This window comes from Microbacterium sp. 5K110, assembly GCF_005774735.1.
In the GTDB taxonomy this organism is placed as follows: domain Bacteria; phylum Actinomycetota; class Actinomycetes; order Actinomycetales; family Microbacteriaceae; genus Microbacterium.
In genome coordinates, this window is sequence record NZ_VBUM01000033.1 from 15,198 (window position 1) to 34,880 (window position 19,683).

The 19,683-nt window shown below is 70.6% G+C and carries 14 protein-coding genes and 1 pseudogene; 8 read left to right on the forward strand and 7 right to left on the reverse strand.

The window, feature by feature from the left end; translation table 11 throughout:
- Positions 1-46: 46 nt before the first annotated feature.
- The 3 genes and pseudogenes from FE256_RS18460 to FE256_RS09390 form a co-directional block, all read right to left on the reverse strand.
- Positions 47-742, reverse strand: a pseudogene (locus FE256_RS18460) (DUF998 domain-containing protein); the annotation flags it as partial.
- Positions 743-905: 163 nt separating this feature from the next.
- The gene (locus FE256_RS09385) at positions 906-1,811 is read right to left on the reverse strand and encodes an aldose 1-epimerase family protein (protein ID WP_138174995.1); all 906 of its coding nucleotides are present in this window, start codon (positions 1,809-1,811) and stop codon (positions 906-908) included.
- A complete protein-coding gene (locus tag FE256_RS09390) occupies positions 1,808-2,431 on the reverse strand; it encodes an antibiotic biosynthesis monooxygenase (protein ID WP_138174997.1) in 624 nt (207 codons plus the stop codon). The genes FE256_RS09385 and FE256_RS09390 overlap by 4 nt, the downstream gene beginning before the upstream one ends.
- Positions 2,432-2,838: 407 nt before the next feature.
- Here FE256_RS09390 and FE256_RS09395 point away from each other — a divergent pair, with 407 nt between their 5' ends.
- Positions 2,839-5,076 carry a DEAD/DEAH box helicase gene (locus FE256_RS09395; RefSeq protein ID WP_138174999.1) on the forward strand — a complete coding sequence of 746 codons (2,238 nt, stop codon included), beginning with the start codon at positions 2,839-2,841 and terminating at the stop codon, positions 5,074-5,076.
- Positions 5,077-5,126: 50 nt separating this feature from the next.
- Here the strand turns inward: FE256_RS09395 and FE256_RS09400 are convergent, their stop codons facing one another.
- Complete coding sequence (locus FE256_RS09400) at positions 5,127-6,230, reverse strand: Rv2578c family radical SAM protein (protein WP_138175001.1); 1,104 nt, start codon at positions 6,228-6,230, stop codon at positions 5,127-5,129.
- Between the two features lie 124 nt (positions 6,231-6,354).
- Between FE256_RS09400 and FE256_RS09405 the strand changes: the two genes are divergently transcribed.
- Together FE256_RS09405 and FE256_RS09410 are read left to right on the forward strand one after the other, a co-directional pair.
- Complete coding sequence (locus tag FE256_RS09405) at positions 6,355-7,488, forward strand: M15 family metallopeptidase (protein ID WP_138175003.1); 1,134 nt, start codon at positions 6,355-6,357, stop codon at positions 7,486-7,488.
- Positions 7,489-7,534: 46 nt separating this feature from the next.
- On the forward strand, positions 7,535-8,200 hold the full coding sequence (locus tag FE256_RS09410; RefSeq protein WP_138175005.1) for an SDR family oxidoreductase: 666 nt from the start codon (positions 7,535-7,537) through the stop codon (positions 8,198-8,200).
- Between the two features lie 11 nt (positions 8,201-8,211).
- On the opposite strand, the gene FE256_RS09415 is transcribed toward FE256_RS09410, so the two are convergent.
- A complete protein-coding gene (locus tag FE256_RS09415; protein WP_394529866.1) occupies positions 8,212-8,988 on the reverse strand; it encodes an energy-coupling factor transporter transmembrane component T family protein in 777 nt (258 codons plus the stop codon).
- Positions 8,985-10,733 (reverse strand): ABC transporter ATP-binding protein, encoded by a 1,749-nt coding sequence (locus FE256_RS09420; RefSeq protein ID WP_138175007.1) that lies wholly within the window; start codon positions 10,731-10,733, stop codon positions 8,985-8,987. Before FE256_RS09420 ends, FE256_RS09415 begins: the two co-directional genes overlap by 4 nt.
- Positions 10,734-10,995: 262 nt before the next feature.
- On the opposite strand from FE256_RS09420, the gene FE256_RS09425 reads away from it, so the two are divergent.
- The 4 genes from FE256_RS09425 to FE256_RS09440 all read left to right on the forward strand — a co-directional run bounded on the left by FE256_RS09425 (position 10,996) and on the right by FE256_RS09440 (position 15,325).
- Positions 10,996-12,447 carry a hypothetical protein gene (locus tag FE256_RS09425; protein WP_138175009.1) on the forward strand — a complete coding sequence of 484 codons (1,452 nt, stop codon included), beginning with the start codon at positions 10,996-10,998 and terminating at the stop codon, positions 12,445-12,447.
- Between the two features lie 188 nt (positions 12,448-12,635).
- The gene (locus tag FE256_RS09430) at positions 12,636-14,417 is read left to right on the forward strand and encodes a TIGR03767 family metallophosphoesterase (protein WP_138175011.1); all 1,782 of its coding nucleotides are present in this window, start codon (positions 12,636-12,638) and stop codon (positions 14,415-14,417) included.
- The gene (locus FE256_RS09435; protein ID WP_138175013.1) at positions 14,414-14,761 is read left to right on the forward strand and encodes a hypothetical protein; all 348 of its coding nucleotides are present in this window, start codon (positions 14,414-14,416) and stop codon (positions 14,759-14,761) included. The genes FE256_RS09430 and FE256_RS09435 overlap by 4 nt, the downstream gene beginning before the upstream one ends.
- A 375-nt stretch (positions 14,762-15,136) precedes the next feature.
- Positions 15,137-15,325, forward strand: coding sequence for a hypothetical protein (locus tag FE256_RS09440; protein WP_138175015.1), 189 nt, complete (start codon positions 15,137-15,139; stop codon positions 15,323-15,325).
- Here FE256_RS09440 and FE256_RS09445 read toward each other — a convergent pair.
- The gene (locus FE256_RS09445) at positions 15,322-15,873 is read right to left on the reverse strand and encodes an ECF transporter S component (RefSeq protein ID WP_252370959.1); all 552 of its coding nucleotides are present in this window, start codon (positions 15,871-15,873) and stop codon (positions 15,322-15,324) included. The genes FE256_RS09440 and FE256_RS09445 overlap by 4 nt on opposite strands.
- 151 nt (positions 15,874-16,024) lie before the next feature.
- Between FE256_RS09445 and FE256_RS09450 the strand changes: the two genes are divergently transcribed.
- Positions 16,025-19,597: a S8 family serine peptidase gene (locus FE256_RS09450; RefSeq protein WP_252370960.1), complete on the forward strand. Its 3,573-nt coding sequence runs from the start codon at positions 16,025-16,027 to the stop codon at positions 19,595-19,597.
- Positions 19,598-19,683: the final 86 nt, after the last annotated feature.

The following is a 19,683-nucleotide window of genomic DNA, read 5'->3' on the forward strand; positions in this document are numbered from 1 at the left end:
CCCGACGCGCCGCGGAGCCTGCGAGGCACTGCGTGAAGACGCCTGACCACGCGAACATCGCGCTGAAGGCGATGACCTCGAACAGCGCGAGGTTGATCGTCGCGGTGACGAAGAGCCACGCGCCGGCGAAGAGGAAGACGAAGACGAGCGAGGTCGTCAGGACCAGGCGCTTCGGCAGCCGGTGCAGCAGGAACGGCGAGGTGAGCAGCAGCGCGGCGAAGCCGAGCACCATCATCCCGGCGACCTTGTCGTGCAGATCCTTGTCGGTGTTGAGGGGGACGCACCCGACCAGCGCGAGATTCACGCCGATCACCGTCAGGAACAGCGCCGACGCCGTCGCGGCACCGCGGCGACCGGCCCGGCGTCCGAGGCGGCGCAGATCACGGCGCACCCGCACGGCGAAGACGACGACGAGTGACCCGCCGACCTTGAGCGTGGTGTTGAAGAACGCCGCCGAGAGGTCGCCGAACGTGCCCAGCTGGCTGAAGTGCAGCTGCCACCACAGCGGGTCGCTCGTCGTGAGGATCGAGGCGAGGATGCCGCCCACCAGCACGACGAGCACGAGCCCGGCGAGGTGCATGGTGGGGATGTCGTCGACACGACGCAGGACGCGTCGCCCGAGGGCGGGGAAGAAGGCAGAAGGGACGGCGGGACGGACCGCGATGCTCATCTCGGGCACTTTCGTCATGGACGGATCGGGCGTCCCCCCACACCGCGGAACACCCAGCCCCCGTCGGCTCATTCGGGTTTGAGCCGAGGGAACGATGGTCCTCGGTCTCCCCGGCGGCGACGGAATCCGTCAAGGGAAGGATAACTTTCCGGGCACCCTCATAGGAAAGGTCTTGCCTGCGAATTCCCCAGATCGTAAGCGGAATTCCTTGTCCCCCATTTGGGGGACAAAATGCTCATCCGCGGTATGTGATGCCCCATTCGCGACGAATTTCTTCGCCCGGTTCGAGCGAGAGGAGACCGACTCCGGTCGCGAACGCGTTCGCCGGGGCGGTCATGGGTTCGATGGCCACGGCCAGCGGATTCCCGGGATAGCGGTCGGTCGTGAAGACCTGCGCCCACTCGAATCCGGCGTCCTGCCACAGTTCGACACGCCGACCGTCGGGAGCGGTGAGCGTGTGGCGCGCCCGACCCTCGGCATCCCGCTCCAAACCGCGATAGGCGTTGTCGAGGGCCACGTCGCCGAGGCGTCGACCCGTCCGCAGGTCGGTGGCGTCGTCGACGGGCACCTCGTCGATCGGAAGCTTGCGCTCATCGAGCACGAGGGTCGACGTCCCGCTCGAGCGGATGACCAGATCGACCGTGGGGACCCCGCCGATCTGCAGGTAGGGGTGGACGCCGAGCGCCACCGGCGCGGTCTCGGCGCCGACGTTCTCGATGTCGTGGACCACGTGCAGGCCGTCAGCGAGGAGCGTGAAGGTCACGCGCGTGCGCAAGTGGAAGAGATACCCCGTCTGCGGCACGACGTCGGCCCCGAGCACGACGCGCTCGTCGGAGGTCTCGAGGGCGGTGTACGCCCCGAAGCGCAGCAGCCCGTGACTGGCGTTGCCGAGTGCGGGCTCGCTGATCGAGAGCTGCCGCTCCACTCCGCCGAAGGAGTACTTGCCGTCACGGATGCGATTCGGCCACGGCACGAGAACGACCCCGGATGCCGCGGGCGTGGGCACGTCGTCCGCGTAGCGCGGCACGAGGTCGACGCCGTCGACCGTCAGGGCGCGCAGTGCCGCGCCCACCTGGGCGATCTCGGCGGTGGAGTGCGGGCCGCGGAGGCGGAAGCGGTGGCCGGTGGGGTCGGCGGTCATGACGTGGCCTTTCGAGAGCGGGGCGGGGCTTGCAACCAGGGTCGCAGGACACGCGTCACCCAGGGAAGCACCGCGTAGGTCATCACCGGGGTGAGCAGCAGTGTGGTGGCCAGCACGCGCAGCGGCAGCGGGATCTCGGCGAACCCCGGCACGAACCCGAGCAGCCAACTGGCCAGGAGATTGGTGGGGAAGAAACCCACCCAGATCGTCACGGCCTGCTTCCACCGCGGCGGCGCGGGCGGCACCGGTTGCTGGACCGGCGAGGTCGTGGCATCCGTGGGGGTGAGGACGGAACCGAACGCGGCGTCGAACCATCCCTCGATGCCCGTGCGACGCTCGACCCGCTCCTCGCGGGCGAAGGGGCGGCCCGAATCGAGCCACCACTGCCGCTGCGATGACGTCTCCCACTCCTCGAGGGTGGTGATGTCGCGGAAGCGGTACAGCATGTACCAGAGATCGCTGTCTTCGCCCGCGCGCACCCACCCCGAGCCGAGGAAGCCCGGGAAAGCGGTCGCGAGGTCGGTGCCGGCCTGCATCCAGGAGGTCGCTTCGGCGGTGCGCGTCGGGTCGATGCGCCGCTCGATCGCCACCGTGATGGGGTGGGCGTCGGTGTCTGCCATGCGTCCATCTTCGTGGAGGGAGGGGTGTCGCGCAGGGAGGTGTGTCGCGCGCGGGCTGCGACCAGCGGTCGCCTCGGTTCCGTCGCTCCCGGAGAGCCTCGTCCCACTTATGGCGGAGCGTGTCCCACTTCTTGCCGTCTGAGCGCCGCCGAGGCGGCAACAAGTGGGACGAGCCTCGACGATGGAGACATGGATGCCATTCACAGGGGCGACCTGTAACGTTGACAGGTCGGCTCTGGACACCGCACCGTGTGCGGATGGGTTTGTGAGTCCAAGGGGCCGATGGAGAGAACGCGATCGCGTCTCGACCATCACTAGTGAATGGCCCCCGGCCGACGGATGTCCGGGTTCGCACCGCCGTGCGCGGTGCCGCTGTTTCGCGCAAACAGAACCCAGAAGGACACCCCATGCCCAAGAACAAGAAGCCCGCCGGCGGTCGCGCCGCGAAGAACTTCGAGCCGCGCTACGGCGCGAAGACCTCGTTCCAGGACCGCAAGCGCCGCCCCGACGGTGCCGATGCCGCCAAGCCCGGCAGCAAGAGCCCCAGCCACCGCGGCTACCGCGCCCCCGAGGCCGACGCCGCTCCCGTGAAGCGCCGCTGGACCGCGAATGACCGCGTCGGCCGCGACGAGGCTCACGGCATCCGCAGCCAGGCGCGTGGCGACGACCGTTACTCCCGTCCCGAGCGGGATGCCGCGCCCCGCGGCCGCGACGAGCGCCCCGCGCGTTCGTTCGACCGGAACGAGCGCCCCGCGCGCGGTGACCGTCCCGCGCGTTCGTTCGACCGGAACGACCGCCCCGCGCGGTCCTTCGACCGTGACGAGCGTCCCGCCCGTTCCTTCGACCGGAACGACCGCCCTGCTCGGTCCTTCGACCGGAGCGATCGTCCGGCACGTGACGACCGCCCCGCTCGTTCGTTCGACCGGAACGACCGTCCGGCGCGTTCGTTCGATCGCAACGACCGCCCGGCGCGTTCGTTCGACCGCAACGACCGTCCGGCTCGGTCGTTCGATCGCAACGACCGCCAGGCGCGTTCGTTCGATCGGAACGATCGTCCCGCTCGTTCGTTCGATCGTCCGGCGCGCGACGATCGTCCCGCCCGCTCCTTCGACCGCAACGATCGCCCCGCGCGTTCGTTCGACCGGAACGACCGGCCCGCGCGTTCGTTCGACCGGAGCGACCGCCCCGTGCGTGACGACCGTCCGGCCCGCTCCTTCGACCGCAACGAGCGCCCCGCCCGCTCCTTCGACGACCGTCCCGCGCGTTCGTTCGACCGTAGCGACCGTCCGGCCCGCTCCTTCGACGACCGGCCGCGCCGGGACGACCGTCCCCGTCGCACCGACGGTCCGAACCGCGCCGACTGGAACGCCACCCCGAAGCGCTCGGCCGAGCACGAGCAGCGCGTCGACGTCGTGCACGAGCGTCTTCAGGCGGAGGCCGTGGATGCCGGGACCGTAACCGGTGCCGGCTTCGCCGAGCTGGGCCTGGGCGACAACATCGTCCGCGCGCTCGCCGGTCTCGGGGCTGCGAACCCCTTCCCGATCCAGGCGGCGACGGTCGCCCCGATCCTCGAGGGCCGCGACGTCCTCGCCCGCGGCCGTACCGGATCCGGCAAGACCATCGCGTTCGGCGCCCCGCTGGTCGAGAGCATTCTGCGTGCTCAGGCCGGACAGCGTCGGGAGTTCGGCCGCTCGCCGAAGGCCCTGATCCTCGCCCCCACGCGCGAGCTCGCGCTGCAGATCGACCGCACCGTGCAGACCATCGCGCGCAGCGTCGGTCTGTTCACGACGCAGGTCTACGGCGGTGTGCCGCAGGCGCGTCAGGTCGGTGCGCTGAAGAAGGGCGTCGACATCGTCATCGGCACCCCGGGTCGCATCGAGGATCTGCTCAACCAGGGCAAGCTCGACCTGTCCGACGTCAGCATCGCGGTTCTCGACGAGGCCGACCACATGTGCGAGCTCGGCTTCCTCGAGCCCGTGCAGCGGATCCTCCGCGCGACCGCCGAGGGCAGCCAGAAGCTCCTCTTCTCGGCCACCCTCGACCGCGAGGTCGCGGCCCTCGTCGACGAGTTCCTCGTCGAGCCGGCCGTATACGAGGTCGCCGGTGAAGACCAGGACTCGGGCACCATCGAGCACCGCGTGCTCGTGATCGAGCACCGCGACAAGGCCGACATCCTCGGCTCGCTCGTCGACCGCGAGGGCAAGACCCTCGTGTTCGCCCGCACCCGCGCGTACGCCGAGATGCTCGCCGAGCAGTTCGACGAGGCCGGTATCGCCGCCGTCGCCCTCCACGGTGACCTCAACCAGCAGAAGCGCACCCGCAACCTCGAGAAGCTCACCTCGGGCCGCGTCAACGTGCTCGTCGCCACGGACGTCGCCGCGCGCGGCATCCACGTCGACGACATCGACCTGGTCATCCAGGCCGACGCCCCCGACGAGTACAAGACGTACCTGCACCGCTCCGGTCGCACGGGCCGCGCCGGTCGCCGGGGGACGGTCGTCACGCTGATCACGCGTCAGCGTCGTCGTCGCATGACCGAGATGCTCGAGCGTGCCGAAATCGCGGCGCCGTTCGAGGAGACGCAGCTCGGCGACGACGTCCTCGAGGAGCTGGCGGGTCGTCAGCTCTCGAACGTCACGTCCTGACGTCCCGTTGAACGCCCCGTCCGCCGCGTGCGGGCGGGGCGTTCGCGTTCTCAGAACAGGGTGGGTTCACTCGCGGGGGCGACGGAGGGGCGAGCGGATGCCGTGGACCTGGTGGTCCGCACGGGGCCGAGCCGCGGCGCGGTCGCGGTGCGGCTGGCGAGCCCGGGCTGAGGGCGACCGCGCGGGTGGTCGTCCTCGTCCCACCCGTCGAGGCGGTGCATCCGCAGCAGCGGTTGCACGCGCTTGCCCAGCCACCGCCGGTACGCCTGCGGCGCCTGGACCGACACCCCGGGGTACAGGCCGCGGTAGGACGACACGAGTTCCGGATGCTCGCGTTCGAGCCACTGCAGGAACCACGCCTTGGCGCCGGGCCGCAGGTGCAGCGCGCCGTAGACGACCCGCGCGGCACCGGCGGAGCGGATACGCCCGAGGGCGTGATCGAGCGCGGCGACCGAGTCGGTCAGGTGCGGAAGGATCGGCATGAGGAAGACGGTCACGCGGAACCCCGCGCCGGTGGCGGCACGGACGGTGTCGAGGCGCGCTTCCGCGGTGGGCGTCCCGGGCTCGAGCGACCGCTGCAACGTGTCGTCGAACACCGCGATCGACATCGCGAGTGTCACACGGACCTCTTTCGCGGCGTCCGCGAGCAGCGGGAGGTCGCGCCGCAGCAGCGTGCCCTTGGTCAGGATCGAGAACGGCGTGCGGTTCTCGGTGAGCGCGCCGATGATGTCCGGCATCAGTCGGTAGCGCCCCTCGGCGCGCTGGTACGGGTCGGTATTCGTCCCGAGCATCACAGGCTCCCGCGCCCACGACCCGCGGCGCAGCTCGCCGCGCAGCACGTCGGCGACGTTGACCTTGACCACGATCTGCGAGTCGAAGTCGGCACCCGAGTCGAGGTCGAGGTACTCGTGCGTCTTGCGAGCGAAGCAGTAGGCACACGAATGACTGCATCCCCGGTACGGGTTCACGGTCCAGTCGAACGGCATCGCCGAGGCACCCGGAACGCGGTTGAGCGCGGTCTTCGCCACCACCTCGTGGAACGTCATGCCCGCGAACTCCGGGGTGGTGACCGAGCGCACGAGCCCGTCCATGCGCTCCATGCCGGGCAGCGCGGCCGTGTCGTCGACGCCGAGCTTCTGTCCCTGCCACCTCATCGCTCTATGGGAACAGAGATACGAACAAAGAGCAAGCGGATACCGATGACATTCGAAATGGAGGATCGGCGAAACCTCGCCCCATTCGCACCGCACAGGTACGCGGGTGAGAATGGGTCGAGTGATGTCGCCCGATCCCGAGCTCTCTCCCCGCCGCGCCGCGCGCGCGGAGGCCGAGCGACGGGCGACGGCGGCGCTCACTCTTCCGCCGCAGCCCGCGGCCCCGGCCTCTGAGGGAGACACCGCCCCGCCCCTGCGCCGTGAGCGTCGGCAGCAGCGCGCACAGGCGGACTCGCCGCCGCTGTCGTTCCTCGCGTGGTGGCAGAAGCGCCCGATCCTCGTGCGCCGTCGGCTGGCGGCCCTCGCCCTGGGTGTCATCGTCGTGGTCGCCTGTGCGGTCGCGATCGGGACGGCGATCGCCGGTTCGCGACAGGGAGTCGACGCCCCCGATCCCGCGGTGGCGGCGGCGATGGCCGGTCCCCCCGCGGTGCCGGCCGAGGGGCTTCCCGTCCCGATCCTCGTCGAGTCCCCGGCGCCGAAGTCGCCGTGCGACGACCCCGCTGTCACCGCCGCACTCGCGTCGGGCGATGACGGCGCGACGATCGCCGCGATCGGCGGTGGGGAGGCGTTCCGTGCCGCCGTGGCATCTGGGATCGCTCCGTGCGTCTCGCTCTCGGATGCTGATCGCCAGTGGGTCGTCGTCAACAAGCAACGCCCCTACGACCCGGCGAACTACCGCCCGAACGACCTCGTGATGCCGAACGGTGTGCGGGCGCTCGAGGATTCGGCGCTGCGGCAACGGGCCGCGGACGCCCTGTCGAAGCTGGTGCAGGCGGCCGAGGATGCCGGTGCCGGCGAGATCGGCTATCTCAGCGCGTTCCGCTCGTACGAGACGCAGCAGAAGACGTACGCGGCGCGGGTCGCCGTCGGCGGCGTCGCGGAGGCGGACAAGGAGAGCGCGCGCGCCGGGTTCAGCGAGCATCAGTCCGGGCTCGCGGTCGACATCGTTCCCTGCAGTCGGTCGTGCGGCACGCTCGACGACGTCGGCGGGTCGACCCAGGGGGCGTGGGTCCGCGACCACGCGTGGGAGTACGGCTTCATCACCCGCTACGTCGACGGCCGTATCGACGTCACCGGTTTCGAGCCCGAGCCCTGGCACCTGCGCTACATCGGCCACGAGCTCGCCAAGGCCTACCACGACGGCGGATACACCACGCTCGAGGAGTTCTTCGGGCTCCCCGCGGCGCCGACGTACTGAGGCCTGGAGGGATGCCGGAATCCGGCGGGCCGTTACGATCGAGCGCATGCCCCTCGCCCTCGTCACCGGTGCCGCGCGCGCCGACAGCATCGCCGCCGGCATCGTTCCGCGGCTCATCGCCGACGGCTGGGACGTCGTCGTGAGCGACCTGGACGCCGGCGATTTCCCGTGCGACCTGTCCGATCCGGTCGCGCCGACTCAGCTCATCGAGCGGGTCGCTCGCGAGCGCGGCACGCTGTCGGCGCTCGTCCTGAGCCACGCGCACGACGTGGAGTCCGGCATCCTGGACACGACCGCCAAGAGCTTCGACGCCCACGTCGCCGTAAACGCGCGCGCGACGCTGCTGATGATCGCGGCGTTCGCCCGTCAGGCCGACGCCGTGGGCGGGGCGATCGTGGCGTTCACGAGCGATCACACCACCGGGAACCTCCCGTACGGAGCATCGAAGGGCGCGCTGGACCGCATCGTCATCTCTGCGGCGCGTGAGCTCGGCCCGCGGGGGATCTCGGCGAACGTCGTGAACCCGGGGCCGATCGACACCGGTTGGATGGACGATCGCACGCGGACGGAACTGACCGCGATGCACCCGCTCGGCCGCTCCGGTACGCCGAAGGACATCGCCGCGATCACGTCGTTCCTGCTGTCCGAGGAGGGCCGCTGGATCAGCGGCCAGCTCCTCCACACCGACGGCGGTTTCTCGGCGCGGTTCTGAGCGTCCGCCTGTCACACCCCCACGAACACCGCCGCCGACACGACCCAGAACGTCAGCACGAACACGGTGTCGCGGCGGCGCCACGGCACGAGGTGCCGCTCGGTGCGGTCTGGGTGGGCGCCGAAGGCGCGGGCATCCATCGCGAGGGCGACGCGCTCCGCGTGGCGGATGGCCCCGGCCAGTAGCGGCACGACGTAGCCGAGCCAGCGCGCGGGGGCCGAGAACCAGCCGTCGCGGGCTCCGCGCACGCGGTGCGCCTGGCGGATGACGTCGAGTTCGTGTCCGAAGCGGGGCACGAACCGGATCGCCGCGAGCGCGGCGTAGCCGACGCGGTACGGCACCCGCAGCTGCTGCACGAGCGCGCGCACGAGGTCGGTGCCCGCGGTGGTGAGGCCGCCGATGAACGCGAGCGTCATGATCGCGGCCAGCCGCAGACCGGTCGCGAGGCCGATGGTGAGCGCCCCGTCGGTGAGGGCCCAATCGCCGATGCGCAGCACCGCGGTCGTGGCATCCGTCCGTTCCGGGTCGATCCACAGCGCGAAGCCGAGCCCCACCACGACCACCGACGCCGGTACCACGACCCCGAGGAGCACGAGTACGCGCGGTGTCAGACGCGCACCGACGAGCAGCACCGCGTAGGCGAGCACGAGGAACGCCACCGGTGTGACGAGGTCGCGGACGAAGACGAGGGCGAGTATCGCCGGCAGCGCCGCCACGATCTTGGCGAGCGGGTTCAGCGCCCCGAGGAACGCCCCGCGTGCGACGGGGGCCGCCGCCAGGACGGTCACCGGTCGCTCCCGGGCAGGTCGCGCATCCGCCGGATGCCGGCGAGTTCCGGATGCCGTTCGAGCCCGGCGAGCGCGGCACGCAGGGGCGGTGCGTGCAAGCCCGTGCGGGCGAGAAGGGCGACGTCGGCGAACACCTCGTCGGCGGGGCCGTCGGCGGCGAGGCGTCCGGCATCCATCACGAGCATGCGATCGGCGTGCTCCGCGACGAGCTGCATGTCGTGGGTGACGACGATGATCGTCGTGCCCTCCGCGCGCAGATCATCGAGGAGCGAAAGGAGTTCGTCGGCGCGGGCGCGGTCCTGACCGAACGTCGGCTCGTCGAGCACCAGCACGCGGGCGCCGCCGACGAGCGCGGTGCCGACCGACAGGCGCCGCTTCTGCCCGCCCGAGAGCAGGAACGGGTGAACTTCAGCCTTGTCCGCGAGGGCGAAGCGCGTCAGGACCTCGTCGGTCTTCCGTCGCACCTCGTCGTCGCGGAGACCCTGACGCCGCAGTCCGTGCGCGATCTCGTCGAACACCGTGGTCGCGACGAACTGGTGCTCGGGGTTCTGGAAGACGAAGCCCACGCGGCGGGCGAGGTCGCGCGGCGACGCCCTCCGCACATCGATCCCGTCGATGCGCACCGCGCCCCGCGGCGGGCGCCGCACGCCCGCGAGAGCCTGCACGAGGGTCGTCTTGCCCGAGCCGTTGGCCCCGACGACGGCGACGAACTCGCCCGCCGCGATGTCGAGATCGATCCCGTGCAGCACCGGCGTGCGTCCGCGCGCGACGCGCAGGTCGCGCACCCGCACGAGCGTCTCGCGGTTCACGGGCGGCGACGAGTGCGGAGGGACGGATGCCACAGCGGGCCGCGCCGTGGCCCCGAGGGCGGCGCGCAGCTCGCCCGGGGTCAGCGGCAGCGGGTGGATCGCGTATCCCGCGCGGCGCAGGCGCAGGGCCGCGAGCGTCGCGGTCGGCAGCCACACGCCGAGCGCGTGGAGGTCCTCGGCACGATCGCGCAGCACCGCGTCGACGTCGCCGTCGGCGACCACTCGCCCCGCGGAGTCGAGCGCGACGACCCGGTCGACCAGTCCCATCGCGGCATCCAGGTCGTGCTCGATCAGCACGATGGAACGGTCGCCCGCGGCGACGACGTCGCGGAGCGCCGCGTAGACGTCGTCGACCCCGGTGGGATCGAGGGTCGCGGTCGGCTCGTCGAGGACGAGGAGCGGAGATCCCATAGCCAGGGCGGTCGCGATCGCCAGGCGCTGCCGCCCGCCGCCCGAGAGGACGTCGGGGGAGTCATCGCGTCGCTCCCACAGCCCGACGCGGCGCAGTGCCGCCTCGGCCCGGGCGAGCACCTCGGCGACGGGGAGCCGCAGGTTCTCGGGCCCGAAGCACACCTCGTCGAGCACGCTGCCGGTGATGAGCTGCGCGTCGGGGTCCTGGAACACCATCGCGACCGTCTGCGCGAGCTCGGCGACCGGTGAGGTCGCGGCATCCCGTCCGCCGACGGTCACCGTCCCCGACACCTCCGCGGGAACCGCGTGGGGGATGAGCCCGTTCATCGCCAGGCCGAGCGTGGATTTGCCGGAACCGCTCGGACCGAGCACGAGGACGACCTCACCGGGGTGCACGTCGAGGCTCACATCGGCGGGGGTGGCGCGGTCGGCGTCGAGGTGCGTGATCGCGACGTTCCGCAGGCGCAGGAGGGCGTCGACGCCCGTGCGGGGCGCCGCGGCGGTCGGGTGCGGGTGGGTGGTCACGGCTGTCCTGTCGGCGAGGACTCCAGTCTATTTAGGTGGGCCTTACCCGAGCGTTCGACGTCTCGATATCGAACCGAGGGGCGTGGCCTTCGTGAAAACGCAGCGCGACTAGGGCGAATGGGGGCGATATCGGTGGCGGCCCCGTGAAGGCGGTCACTAGCAAGGAACATGCACCGCGGGCTACCCCGAGCCCGTCGTTATCGACCGACGTCGGCGCCTTGCACGAGGCGCTGTCAGCCGCACCCAACGACAAGGACATGCCGTGATCGCCAGCAACGACTCCGAGAACGTGACGGGATTCGACCAACTAGCGTCCCCCCTCCCCCCCGCTGGACATGACGCGGGACTGATTCCGCGTCGGACGATCATTCAGGGCGCGGCCTGGACGATTCCGGCCGTAGCTCTCGCAACCGCAAGTCCCGCGTACGCGGCATCGGGCAACCAACTCGCATTCACGCAGGTGCCGTTCGACACGCCCGCATGCAGCCCCACCGACAGTGCCCTCGTTCTCCGTCTGAGCGGCGCCTCCAATGTCGGGGCATTGGTCCAGTTGTCGCTTCCGGCTGGCTGGTCGTGGGCGAGTGGGAGCGGAAGCTTCCTCACCGATTCGAACGGCGATGTGACCGTACCGGCTGGTCAGATCATCGCGGGACCAAAGCTGGGCACGATCGCCGCGACCTATGGCTCCGGGTCGACGACCGTCACAACCGCGACCGACCTTGCGGTTGTGAGCAGGGGTTCGATGCAATACTTCGGATTCATGCCCCCGGATCTCTCGGTACCTTCAGCAATCAATTCGGACTTCGTGCGCGTCTACGCCAATTGGAACAGCGTGCTCGCGCTCAAAGCGAATGGTGAGTTGTGGGTTTGCTACGACAGTGGCGCCTGGACGCAGGTGGCTTCGGGTGCTGACCTCGGTGCCAATCAGGCGGCTTTTATCGTCGATTCGGACGTGCAAAAAGCAATCTGGACGTCAGGTGGCGAGCTATACCTGGGTGGCGTGAAGGTGGCCCTTCCGGGTGGCTCGAATGCAGGTTTTGTGCGTGTCGCCGGTGGAGCCGGAACGGCCGTGGCGGCCAAATCCGACGGCGAGATATGGAAGTGGTCGAAGGTCGACGGGTGGTCCTTGCTCGGCTCCAACGGACTGTCTGGGCCTGAACAAATGGCGTGCCTGACAGCCGCCTCCGAGTCGGTCGTCTGGATCAAGGGGGGATCCGTGTACATCGATTCGATTCCAGCCGACATTCCATCGGCTGATAACAGTGAGTTCCGCCAAATCGCGGCCGGAAGAGGGCGGACTGCCTCTGACAGCGGAGTCGTCGCGGTGAAGGCCAATGGGGACGTGTGGCGTTTCAATGGGTCGACGTGGGCAAAGATTGGAAGCAATGCTGAGGTCGGGCCAGGTAAGCTCGCCTACATCAGGAATTCGCCGTACGTCGTTGCTTGGTGGATATCCGGGGGTGTGGTCATGCGTGAAAACGGCAGCCAGTTCCCATCGGCGGCCGAGAATCACGACATCATACGAATAATCCAAAATGGACCGGTTGCAATGGTTCTACGGAGGGACGGGGTGGGGTTCCGTTGGTATGACGGCGGTCAGGCTTTTGCCACTAACGTCTCTTCCGGGCTGAACCAGGGTGCACGCGCCCTCAACTCGACTTCATCGGCGGGGCTTTCGCCCGCCTACTTCATTCAGAACGCAGAGAGCTGCTGACTCCGTTCAGCACGCGCGAAGTCGCGGTGTCCCGGGCCACATTCGTAGCATCGGCGTGGCCCGGGACGGACTGACGACAGTCGGTCAGGGTCCTGGCGCTAGCAAGCCGCGATGTGGATCGCGCGCTCTGGACGGCCGAATTGCGCGAACGGTACATTCGAGGTTCCTCCGCCCGAACGGACGATCTCGTGACCGGTCTCTCCCGCCGTCAGTTCCTGCACGCCACCGCCGCCGCTGCCGCCGCGACGGGGCTCGGGTTCGACTTCCTCGCGCCGCAGCTCGCGCGCGCGGCGACCCTCTCGGCCGACATCCCGTCGACGCTGCTCCAGACGATCCGGCGAGGCCCCGTCCTGTCGGGCAAGTACCGCACGCTCACCACCGGGCCGGGGGAGCCGTACGTCCCGCGCATCGACGTGCTGCGACGCTCCCCGTCGCCCGCGCGCACCACGGCCCGCCGCTCGCTGCTGTACCTCGGCCACCTGTCCGACCTGCACGTCATCGAGGCGCAGTCGCCGGGCCGCATCGAGCCGATGATCGTGCAGGACCACTCGGCGTGGGGCTCGGCCTTCCACCCGCAGGATCCGCTGAGCCCGCACGCGACGGCGGCGATGGTGCAGGCGTTCTCGGACGCCCGGTACAGCCCTCTCACGGGCGCGCCGATGAGCGCGGCGATCGTCACCGGCGACAGCGCCGACATGCACTCGCACCTCGAGCTCCGCTGGTACATCGACCTCATGGACGGTCTCGCCGTCGACCCGGCCACCGGCGGTCCCGAGTGGCAGGGCGTCCAGGCCTGGAGCGAGGCGACCTGGGCGTACCGTCCCGGCGACCCGAGCGGTGGGGACTTCGGCGACTACGGCTTCCCGCGCCTGCCCGACCTCCTCGCGCAGGCGATCGCGCAGCCGGTGAAATCCGTGGGCCTTCCCGCGCCCTGGTACGCCGTGTACGGCAACCACGACACGCTCCTGCTCGGAACGTTCGACATCAGCCCGCAGCTGCGCGCACTCGCGGTCGGCGCCCGCAAGTCGTACACCCTGGATGCCACGGCGTCCACGGCCCTCGAAGGCTGGGCCGCGGGCACGAGCGTCCTCGCGCAGGTCCTCGCCGCTCTCGGATTGGCATCCGGGGGTCCGGGGTTCAAGGAGGTCACGGCCAACCCCGAGCGCTACCTGTTCGAGCAGCGGGACTTCATGGCCGAGCACTTCCGGACGGAGCCCACGCCCGGACCCGTCGGCCACGGCTTCACCGCGCACAACCTCGCCTCGGGCGAGACGTGGTGGCAGGCCGACCTCAGCCCGCGGGTGCGCGCGTTCGGACTCGACACGTGCAACGCCGTCGCCGGGCCCGACGGTGCGGTGCCCGAGTCGCAGATGCGGTGGCTGCGCGCGCAGCTCGAGATCGCGCAGCGCGACCAGGTGCTGGCGCTGATCTTCAGCCACCACAACAGCCTCACGCTCGAGAACCGCGCGACCCGACCGGGGGTGGACGAGAAGCTCTACGGGGCCGACGAGTTCGTGGCGATGCTGCTGGAGTTCCCCGTCGTCGTCGGGTGGCTCAACGGCCACACGCACTTGAACCAGATCCTCGCGCATACGAACGAGAAGAGCGGCTTCTGGGAGATCACGACGGCGTCGTGCATCGACTTCCCCCAGCAGCAGCAGGTCGTGGAGATCGTCGACAACCGCGACGGCACGCTCTCGCTCTTCACGACGGTCCTCGACCACGCCTCACCTGCGGTCCCCGGGAACTCGGGATCCGTCGCCGACCTGGCATCCCGCAGCCGCGAGCTCGCCGCCAACGACTGGGCCGAGACGCCGCTCATGCGCCGCGGCTCGCCGCTGGACCGCAACACCGAGCTGCTGCTGCCGGCGCCGTTCGACCTCTCGGTGATCACCGACGCGCAGCTCGAGGCGCAGCACGTCACCGAGCGCGCGCGGATCCTCGCGTACGAGAAGGAGCGGGGGCTGTGAGGCGGTCTCTGTTCGCGCTGCCGCTGGTGGCGGTCATCGCGCTGACCGGCTGCTCCCAGGTCGCTGCGATCGCCCCCGTGGGCGGCAACCACCTCACCGAGGTGCGTTTTGCCACCATCGACGTGCTGCAGCAGAAGGGCATCGCGCTCGAGGCGGTGCCGACCTGCACCCGCGCCGACGACGGCGCGATCTCGTGCGCCGGTACGACGGCCGACGGTGCCCCGGTCACGGCCACCTCGCCGTCGACCGACCCCGACAGCTTCACCGTCACGGTCGACTCCGACACCGTGTTCACCGGCAGCGTCAGCGCCGTGATCGACCAGGCCGCGGGGGTCGCCCCGTGAGGCGCGCGCTCCTCATCACGGCCGTCGTGCTCGGGAACGCCGTCGTGCAGGCGCTGTGCGTGATCCCGGGGCTGACGCCCGCGGCATCCCTCGTCTTCCTCGGTCTGCTGGCCGTTTCGGTCGCGGCCCTCGTCGCAGCCGCCACGGCGCTCGTCGTCCTGGTCGGCGCTGCGGGCCCGCGCCGCCCGCGAGTGCTCCGGGCGCTCGCGGCCGTGGTGGTCGGGCTCGTCGTCGTGGGCGCGCTCGCGGTCGCGTCGTCGGCGACCCTGGTGCCCTCGCTGATCGTCGCGGTCGTGATCGTCTTCACCGGCGGGAAACCCGGATGCCACGGCGTGGAGCGGCCTGCGGGCGTTCGCGTGGCATCCGGTTCGGGCCGTGCTGCTCGCCGTGGTGACCGCGCTGGCGATCGGGGTGCTCGTCGTGGCCGCGCTGCTGCTCGGCTTCTTCGTGACCGGGTGGCTCGGGTCGTTCGCGACGTGGGCGGTCGTCGGTGCGGTGGCCGCCGTGCTCGCCCGGGCCTGGGCGCGGCTCGCGGTGCACCCCCGGCGCGTGCGGGTCGCCTAGCGCCGCGACAACCCGCGCGCGACGCCGGCGCCGCGCAGGCCCGATCCGATCACGAGGCCCACGGCGGTCCACACGACCGGGCCCAGCACGCCGACGATGAGGTACGTGATCCGCGCCCACGGCGCGAGGGCGCCGATGTCGGCGGCGAACCACACCGCGACCGCGACGATCAGCCCGATGATCACCGCGGAGACGAAGAAGCGCGCCGTCGCCCACACGCGGTAGCGGGTGAGAGCGGCGACGCCCTCCTGGATGCCGCCGAACAGGATCGCCGTGCCGAGGAACCGGAAGGTCCACTGCGGCGCCATCGCACTGGCCACGAGAGCCGCGAGAACGTGGGTCAGCAGCGCGACCCAGGGTCGACGCACCACCTGCTGCGCGATGATCCCGGGCAGCACGTGCGACCCGAGCACGAGGCCGTACGCCCACGGCGCGGTCGCCAACACCACGAGGGTCAGCCAGCCGGCCGCCCCGCCCAGGATGCCGGTTCCCACGCCGATCGCGGCGCACACGAGAAGGACCCGGGTGGAAAGACGCGAGGTCGACACGGGATCAGCGTATCGGCGTCGCGGCATCCGATTGACGGACGCCGTCCAAAAGAAACCGTTGGTGATGAATTGGCCGTGAGTTATGTTTGGGCAACGCGCGCCACAGATGCCGCGCAGATCGCTCAATTCATCCCCCCGTTTGGAGCGCACTATGGGTCGTCCCCTGCGTTCGGCCGCGGTCATCGCGTTGGCCGGGCTTTTCACCGCTGCCGGAGTAACTTCCGTGCAGGCCGCCGAAGTGGGCGAGGGGGTGACACCCCCCACACCCATCGAATCCTCCACGGGCCGCTACATCGTCGTGCTCGACGAAGCCCCCGTCGCCACCTATGGCGGCGGTGAGGCGGGCCTGGATGCCACGAAGTCCGACGACGCGCGGTTGGACACCGACTCCGACGCGGTCCGGGAATACTCCGCTTTCCTCGAGCAGCGTCAGCAGGACGTCGCCGCCGAGGCCGGAGTCGACGCCGACTACTCGTACACGCTCGCCGTCAACGGCTTCAGCGCCGCGATGGATCCCAACCAGGCCGCCAAGCTCGCCGCCACCAAGGGTGTGCAGAAGGTCGTTCCGGACGAGATCCGCCACCCCGCGGCCGTCCCGTCGACCGAGTTCCTCGGGCTCGAGGGCGACGGCGGTGTCTGGCAGAAGGTCGGCGGCATCGAGTCCGCCGGTGCGGGCGTCGTGGTCGGTGTGATCGACACCGGCATCGCCCCGGAGAACCCGTCGTTCGCCGGTGACCCGCTCGGCACGACGCCGGGCGACGAGCCCTACCTCGACGGCAATGACGTCGTGTACCGCAAGGCCGACGGCACCGACTTCCGCTCGCCGCGAGTGGCGACAGGCAACGGGTGGTCGGTGGACGACTATTCCACCAAGCTCGTCGGTGCGCGCTACTTCGACCAGGGCGCCGCGGCCACCGGCTTCACCTTCGAGGCCGACTACCGGTCGCCCCGCGACGGAGACGCGCACGGCTCGCACACCGCCAGCACCGCAGCCGGCAACAACGGCGTCGAGGCCAGCGTCGAGGGCATCGACTTCGGCGCGATCTCGGGTGTCGCCCCGGCGGCGAAGGTCGCCGCCTACAAGGCGTGCTACTCCGGCCCCGACCCGCTCGTCACCACCGACGACGTCTGCGCGCTGAGCGACCTGCTCGGCGCGATCAACGCCGCCGTGGCCGACGGTGTCGACGTCATCAACTACTCCATCGGCGGCGGCTCGGCCACGACCACCCTCGCCCTCGAGGACGCGGCGTTCTTCAACGCCGCCGCGGCGGGCATCTTCGTCGCCGCCTCGGCCGGAAACTCCGGCCCGGACGCCTCGACCGCCGACCACGCCTCGCCCTGGTACACCACCGTCGCGGCATCCACGATTCCCACGTACGAGGGCACCGTGACGCTGCCGAACGGGTTCCAGGCGGCCGGGGCCTCGGTCTCGGTCCCCGCCGGCGAAGAGGTCACCGCCCCCGTCGTCTACGCCGGCGACATCGCCGCGTCCGGGACCGACCCGGCGAACGCGGCACTGTGTCTGCTCGGCTCGCTCGACGCCGCGCAGGCCGACGGCAAGATCGTCGTGTGCGACCGCGGGCAGAACGCCCGCATCGAGAAGTCGCAAGCCGTGAAGGACGCGGGCGGCGTGGGCATGATCCTCGTCAACGTCACACCGGCCTCGGTCGACAACGACTTCCACTCGGTGCCCACCGTCCACATCGACGCGCGCTACCGCGACGACCTGCTCGCCTACGCGCAGGGGACCCCGGATGCCACGGCCACGCTCGTGGGCGAGAACATCACGGGCGAAGAGACCCCGACGCCGCAGGTGGCCGGATTCTCGAGCCGCGGACCGATGCTCGCCGACGGCAGCGACGTGCTGAAGCCCGACGTCTCGGCTCCCGGTGTGGCGATCCTCGCCGCCGCCGCGAACGCCGAGGGCGCCGCTCCCACGTTCGAATTCCTCTCGGGCACGTCGATGTCGTCGCCGCATGTCGCCGGTCTCGCCGCGCTCTACCTGGGGGAGCGGCCGTTGGCCGCGCCCGCCGAGGTGAAGTCGGCCATGATGACCACGGCGTACGACACGGTCGACGTCGACGGCGCTCCCGCGCAGGATCCGTTCGCGCAGGGTGCCGGTCACGTGGACCCGACGAAGTACTTCGACCCGGGTCTGCTGTACCTCAACGGCCCCGCCGACTGGGCGGCCTTCCTGCAGGGCAAGGGCCTCGAGGACTTCGGTGTCGAGCCGATCGACGGCAGCGACCTCAACCTCGCGTCGATCTCGATCGGGTCGCTCGCCAAGCCGCAGACGGTCACGCGCACGGTGACCTCTACGCAGGCGGGGACCTTCGTGGCATCCATCGACGTGCCGGGGCTGGATGCCACGGTCGAACCGTCGACGCTGACCTTCGGCGCCGCCGGAGAGTCGCAGGAGTTCACGGTGACGTTCGCCCGCACCACGGCCCCGGCCGAGGAGTGGACGACCGGCTTCCTCACGTGGACGAGCGGCGACACGCAGGTGCGCTCGCCGATCGCCGTGCGCTCGACGACCGCCGAGGCTCCGGCCGAGGTCGCGGGCACCGGCCTGTCGGGGTCCACGGGCGTGGAGATCCTGCCGGGCGTCAGCGGTGAGCTGCCGCTGACGGTGTCGGGGCTGGCGGCCGAGACGCTGCTGGTCGATACCGACAACCCCGTCGAGGGCCATTCGGGCAACCAGGACTCCGGTGACGCGGACGGCTACGTCCGGTGGATCGTGGACGTGCCCGAGGGGACGACCCTCTCGCGCTTCGACCTCGACTCCTCGGACGACACCGGCAGTGACCTCGACCTGTTCGTCTCGCGCGTCGTGAGTGCCGACGACCTGCGGTACTACGAGCGGTTCACCTCGGCGACGGCCTCGGCCGACGAACGGGTGTCGCTGTCGAACCCGACCCCGGGCACGTACCTCGTCGAGGCGAACATCTACTCGTTCACGGCACCGTTCACGTGGGACATGACCTACGCGAACGTGCAGCCCGGCGGCGAGGGACAGCTCACGGCGACGCCGAACCCGATCCCCGCAGAGCAGGGCGTGGCGACGACGTACGAGCTGTCGTGGCAGGGCCTCGCGCCCGAGACGCGCTACCTCGGCGTCGTGCAGTACGGCGAGTCCGCGGTGCAGACGGTGCTCACGGTCGACTCGGGCCAGGCCGCGCCGGTCGTCGTGGATGCGCCGACCGTCACCGGCACGGCGAAGGTCGGCCGCACCCTCACCGCGACGGCGGGCACATGGAACCCCGCCGAGGTCACCACGGCGTTCCAGTGGCTGCGCGGGGGTCAGCCGATCGAGGGCGCGACCTCGTCGACGTATAAGGTGCAGCGCGCCGACGTCGGCACGGTGCTGTCGGTGCGGGTCACCGCGACGGCCGCGAGCACCGGGCTCACCGGTACCGCCGACAGTGCGGGCGTGCCCGTCGTGGCATCGTCGCGGACGACCGTGACGGTCAGCCCGTGGGTCGGTCGGACGTCCGACACCTACACCCTGACCGTGAAGGTGCGCCCCTCGGGCGGCCCCGCGGCCACGGGCGAGGTGACGGTGACCGTCGCCGGGAAGCCGTACACGGCGACCCTCGAGGACGGCCGCGCCACGATCACGCTCGACCCGCAGACGCGGGGCCTGCGGATCATCGAGGCCGAGTACGCCGGCAGTGACACCGTCGACGACTCGAAGGCGTACAGCGCGTTCATCGTGCTGCGCTGATCCTTCTGCCGACCGCGGCGTCCGGGCTCCGGCTCGGGCGCCGCGGTTGCGTGTGCGGGGGTGTGCGGGCGCTGGGGTGCGTGGCG

What these genes read in the sequence shown, in the direction of transcription:
- FE256_RS09385 (WP_138174995.1), bottom strand. Translation starts at nt 1,811, where the DNA reads ATGACCGCCGACCCCACCGGCCACCGCTTCCGCCTCCGCGGCCCGCAC.
- FE256_RS09390 (WP_138174997.1), bottom strand. Translation starts at nt 2,431, where the DNA reads ATGGCAGACACCGACGCCCACCCCATCACGGTGGCGATCGAGCGGCGC.
- FE256_RS09395 (WP_138174999.1), top strand. Translation starts at nt 2,839, where the DNA reads ATGCCCAAGAACAAGAAGCCCGCCGGCGGTCGCGCCGCGAAGAACTTC.
- FE256_RS09400 (WP_138175001.1), bottom strand. Translation starts at nt 6,230, where the DNA reads ATGAGGTGGCAGGGACAGAAGCTCGGCGTCGACGACACGGCCGCGCTG.
- FE256_RS09405 (WP_138175003.1), top strand. Translation starts at nt 6,355, where the DNA reads ATGTCGCCCGATCCCGAGCTCTCTCCCCGCCGCGCCGCGCGCGCGGAG.
- FE256_RS09410 (WP_138175005.1), top strand. Translation starts at nt 7,535, where the DNA reads ATGCCCCTCGCCCTCGTCACCGGTGCCGCGCGCGCCGACAGCATCGCC.
- FE256_RS09450 (WP_252370960.1), top strand. Translation starts at nt 16,025, where the DNA reads ATGGGTCGTCCCCTGCGTTCGGCCGCGGTCATCGCGTTGGCCGGGCTT.